The sequence below is a fragment of the Providencia sp. M-27 genome (assembly GCF_011077905.1).
Taxonomy (GTDB): domain Bacteria; phylum Pseudomonadota; class Gammaproteobacteria; order Enterobacterales; family Enterobacteriaceae; genus Providencia; species Providencia huaxiensis.
In genome coordinates this window covers 1-4,874 of sequence record NZ_JAALBT010000042.1, presented here as the reverse complement: position 1 = coordinate 4,874, position 4,874 = coordinate 1, and the positions used below count along the sequence as shown (strand labels likewise).

The following is a 4,874-nucleotide window of genomic DNA, read 5'->3' as shown; positions in this document are numbered from 1 at the left end:
GGAAATCGACGAATTTTATAAATCGATTGATGTTGAATAATCGATGCATAATAGCTTAAATTACCTAATGATAATCCCAATTCACCAACAAGACGTTTTACGTCGGGATAAACACTTTTTATGGCATTATGCGTTTCAATTTCACTTGCGAGCTCTGTCGGTGTAAAATCTTTAGCTGCGCCTTGTTGGCCAGATAGACTATTTAAAACCCCTTTTGTATGCAGTATCTTCTTTAATTTTTTATGTATTATTGGTGGCACGCTATTTGAAAGGATCAACTCGGTACGATGCCTCTCATTAGCTAAAACCGTGGTGATCATATTTTGCAAAGTGGAATAACCCACTAATCCAATTCTGTTTTGACCTAAAAAAGCGAGGCATTCATCAAAAATATATTTGGGGTATGTACAGATTGTTGCGACATCACCCAAACGCTCTATCAAGGCTTGTTTATCTTGTCTTAATAACCGCGAAAAACCCAGTATTTCATGCATTTTAGCGATCAATGTTGCTCGAGTACTTTTAGCAATAAAGGGGTATTTCGGCTTTCTATTTGGAAAATGTGTCGCATAAATATAGTCGACATCTTGTTTAACCTCTCGTAGTTTAAATTGAGCGACAACAGGCTTCGCGCGAAAATAACCAATCAGAAGAATTAAATATATTTTCGTTTCAATTTTTCCCATTTTAGTGAGGATTTTTTTTATACTCGGATCTAATGAAAAATATTCTTCACGCTCAATTTGATTAAATATTGGACGAGAATAGAGCTCATGAATCTCCTGTTCTGTCAAAATTTGAATACGGCCTGATTTAATCTCTTTCATTGTGGTTATGTTCTATCCTCTAAAAATAAACAACATCATATAATGGACGCGCGCGTAATCGATATAAAAGTGCAATTTAAGTCTACCTTAACTACACTAGGTAAACTCTAGTGTAATAAGTATAAAAAATAGATGTATAATGCACTACTATAACAACACCAATGTATAGTGCACCGATGAAGACAAATATACGAATTTATGGATATCTACGTGCTTCTACGCATGAACAGGATGCGTCAAGAGCAAAAAATGAACTGTTGAAATTTGCTGAAGGAATGGGGCTACAAATTGCCTGCTGGTTTGAAGAAAATGAGTCAGGCGCTCAGCTTCACAGACCTGAACTCTTTCGCTTACTCAATGTGGCCATGCCCGGTGATATTATTTTAGTTGAACAGGTAGATAGAATTAGCCGCTTGAATGCCGATGACTGGGAAAAATTAAAATATCTCATTGGACACAAAGGGTTAAAGGTCGTTTCTTTAGACCTCCCAACCAGTTACCAGTTTATGAGTCGCACCGATGAATTTACAGAACGAATGCTTGCTGCCCTTAACAGTATGATGTTAGACATGCTGGCAGCGGTTGCAAGAAAGGATTACGAAGATAGACGGCGTCGTCAAGCGCAAGGAGTGCAAAAAGCCAAACAAGAAGGGAAGTATAAAGGCCGTCCGATCAACAAAATATTACACCAAAAAATTGAAGGCCTTCTGATGGAGAAAAAAAGCTATAGCCAAATAGAAAACCTGATAGGTTGTTCGCGGCATACTATTTCGAAAGTATCAAAATCGATGAAAATAGCGCAATAAATGTCCCTCTATTCGTTTATCAAGTTTATGTTACTCAACAATGAGTCATACCGCGTGGAATGACATGAGAGAGATATTTAAGTATAAACAAGTGATTGGATACTTTTTAATTAAATAACTTATATTTATCACAATAAACCGAGCTTCATGACAATCATGAGCACGCATTAAAAGGGAGATTGAATGTCATTATCACCACAAAAGTCTCAAACGTGGGGGAAGATAAATCCGCCCGTTTTCTTTGTTTCCGCTTTTATTATTATATGTGTCGTTGCAATAGCCGCTATTTTTCCTCAACGTTCTGAAATTTTGCTCAAAGCTCTACAGGCACAACTTTTTGAGAATGCCAGCTGGTTTTATATTCTGGCTGTTGCCTTAATTTTATTGACTGTCGCCTATTTAGGCCTCTCTCGATTTGGTGAAATTAAATTGGGTCCTGACCATTCCCAGCCCCAATTCAGTTATCTTTCCTGGTTTGCTATGTTGTTTTCTGCTGGAATGGGAATTGGGCTTATGTTTTTTGGGGTCGCAGAACCCGTGATGCATTATCTTGCTCCTCCCATTGGAGACCCACAGACAGTTCAAGCTGCAAGAGAAGCGATGGAAATTACGTTTTTCCATTGGGGACTACATGCTTGGGCGATTTATGCGATTGTCGCCTTAATTCTCGCTTTTTTTAGTTATCGACATGGCTTACCGCTCACCTTACGTTCAGCACTTTACCCGATCATTGGTGAACGGATTTATGGACCTATTGGTCATGCTGTCGATATTTTTGCTGTTGTCGGCACCGTTTTCGGGGTGGCGACATCATTAGGCTTTGGTGTTTTGCAAGTGAATGCAGGATTAGCACACCTCTTTGGTTTTCCCGTTAGTCCAACGATGCAAGTGATTTTGATTGTGGTGATCACGGGATTAGCCACGTTATCGGTGGTCAGTGGTTTAGATAAAGGGATACGAATTCTCTCTGAGATCAATCTCAGTTTAGCCGGATTGTTACTGCTATTGATTGGGATTTTAGGCCCGACCGTATTGTTACTCAAATCTTTTGTCCAAAATACAGGCGCTTATCTTTCAGATATTATCAATAAAACCTTCAATCTTTATGCTTATGAACCGCAATCCAGTGAATGGTTGGGGGGATGGACATTATTGTATTGGGGATGGTGGCTTTCATGGTCGCCTTTTGTCGGGATGTTTATCGCCAGAATTTCTCGAGGGCGTACCATTCGCGAGTTTGTCACTGGCGTTCTGTTTGTCCCTGCCGGGTTTACGCTACTTTGGATGACTTTTTTTGGCAATAGTGCCATCCATCTGATCCGCGATAATGGGGCAGAAATGTTGGCGCAAGTGGTTCAAAAAGACGTTGCTCTCGCTTTATTTGAATTTTTAAATTACTTTCCGTTTTCATCTGCCCTTTCTTTTGTCGCGATGCTGATGGTCATTGTTTTTTTTGTGACATCCGCGGATTCCGGTGCGATGGTTGTCGATACGTTAGCCTCCGGTGGTGAAATTCACACGCCAGTATGGCAACGTATTTTTTGGGCCTTTTTGATGGGGGCCGTTGCAATCACACTTTTACTGGCCGGAGGATTAACGGCATTACAAACCATGACAATTGCTACCGCGCTACCCTTTGCGATTATTTTATTGACTGCTATCGTCGGATTGCTAAAAGCCTTACGTATTGATGTTTACAAAAAAGACAGTCAACAGCTTGCCACTTTAGCACCGAATACAGGACGTGGGGGGTTATCATGGGAGCGTCGATTACGTAAAATAGCCTTCTTCCCTAAACGTAATCAGGTTAAACGTTTCATGACAGAAGTGATTGAGCCCGCTATGCAATCTGTCATCACTGAGTTGGAAAAGCAGAGCACAGAGGCCGCTATCCATAATAAGGACGATAGGGTGACTCTGGAAGTGCAATTTGGTGAGAGTCTCAATTTTCTCTATGAAATACGATTACGGGACTACCTGACGCCGTCTTTTGCATTAGTGGGGATGGATGATGATGAAAATAATGAACCTCAGAAATATTACCGCGCTGAAGTCTATTTAAAGGAAGGTGGGCAGGACTACGATATTATGGGATGGAGTGAAGCGCAGATTATTCATGATATCCTCGATCAATATGAAAAACACATTCACTTTATTCATATTGTGGATAAATCGTAGCCACTTATTATGATAGAGAGGTGACGAAAGTGAGTCACCTCTCTTGGTAATAATGACAATAGACGAAAAAACTAACGAATGATGAGTAATGACACGGGCGTTTTATGTATCATCTCTGTCGTATGACTTCCGGTAAAAAATTGCTTCACTCGCGAATGACCAAAAGCCCCCATGATGATCAAATCAATATGGTGTTGTACTGCAAAGTTACACAATTCATCAACGATGCTATCGGCACCCTCAAGTAAATTGGCTTTCACCTTAATGTCGGCTTGATGAAGTCGGTTTTGTGCTTTTTTGAGTTGACTGTCTTGGTTACCGTGCATTACCAGATAGCAATCACTACCGGCTAATAATTTCACTTGTGTTAACCGATGAATGACGCGTTCACCTTCCTCACTTCCATCAAACGCAATCATCATCTTTTTTGGTGGGGTAAAATTTTGCTTACAGATAAGCACTGAGTTTTTTTGAAGACGAATAATGCCTTCGAGTTGACGGCCAATATGCCCCGTTAATTCAGATTGCTCGCCTCGACGACCGAGTACAACAATATGCGTATCATCTTGATTTAGCACTTCGGCTAAAGCTCCTTGCCGCTGAAGTGTATTAACATCAAGAAGACCTAAATCTTGAGTGATTTCTTTTGCACTCATCAATAATTGTCGGCCTTCCTCACGGGTTAAACGCGCCCGCTTTTCCTCAATATCCACGAGTTCATTCAATAAAGTTTCTCGGGTATCAAATCCAATGACCCCACTTAAATCATGGTGTGCTGATGTCGAGATTTTTTCATTCATGTGTAACAGTGTCAGCGGAAGTTTGAGTGTTTGAGCTATCCAAGTACTTGCGTGACAAACGGCAATCGCCGAGGGCGAACGGTCAATACACCCAATTACGCAAGTTTTTTGAATGATATCTGCTGTCATAATTAATGACCTCCCATGAATTTTTCAATTTTTTCCGGGTCGTCATGAATACCAAACTTATCAACCAACGTTGCAGTGGCTTCATTCATCCCCTTAATTTCAATATCAATGCCTTCACGTCGAAACTTAATCAC

4 protein-coding genes and 1 pseudogene are annotated in these 4,874 nt (G+C 40.4%); 2 read left to right on the top strand and 3 right to left on the bottom strand.

The genetic code is table 11. The features are described from left to right. The coding region (locus G6Q48_RS21625; protein ID WP_166268362.1) for a DUF4158 domain-containing protein at positions 1-827 on the bottom strand (827 nt) is incomplete at its 3' end. Between the two features lie 176 nt (positions 828-1,003). On the opposite strand from G6Q48_RS21625, the gene G6Q48_RS21620 reads away from it, so the two are divergent. Beyond that, complete coding sequence (locus G6Q48_RS21620; RefSeq protein ID WP_172412315.1) at positions 1,004-1,633, top strand: recombinase family protein; 630 nt, start codon at positions 1,004-1,006, stop codon at positions 1,631-1,633. A gap of 183 nt (positions 1,634-1,816) precedes the next feature. Beyond that, entirely contained in the window at positions 1,817-3,811 is a 1,995-nt protein-coding gene (locus G6Q48_RS21615; protein WP_042849111.1) for a BCCT family transporter, read from the top strand. Positions 3,812-3,882: 71 nt separating this feature from the next. On the opposite strand, the gene G6Q48_RS21610 is transcribed toward G6Q48_RS21615, so the two are convergent. Beyond that, the gene (locus G6Q48_RS21610; protein WP_052219461.1) at positions 3,883-4,740 is read right to left on the bottom strand and encodes a universal stress protein; all 858 of its coding nucleotides are present in this window, start codon (positions 4,738-4,740) and stop codon (positions 3,883-3,885) included. A 2-nt stretch (positions 4,741-4,742) separates the two neighbouring features. Continuing rightward, positions 4,743-4,874 (bottom strand): annotated as a pseudogene (locus G6Q48_RS22105) (STAS domain-containing protein); the annotation flags it as partial.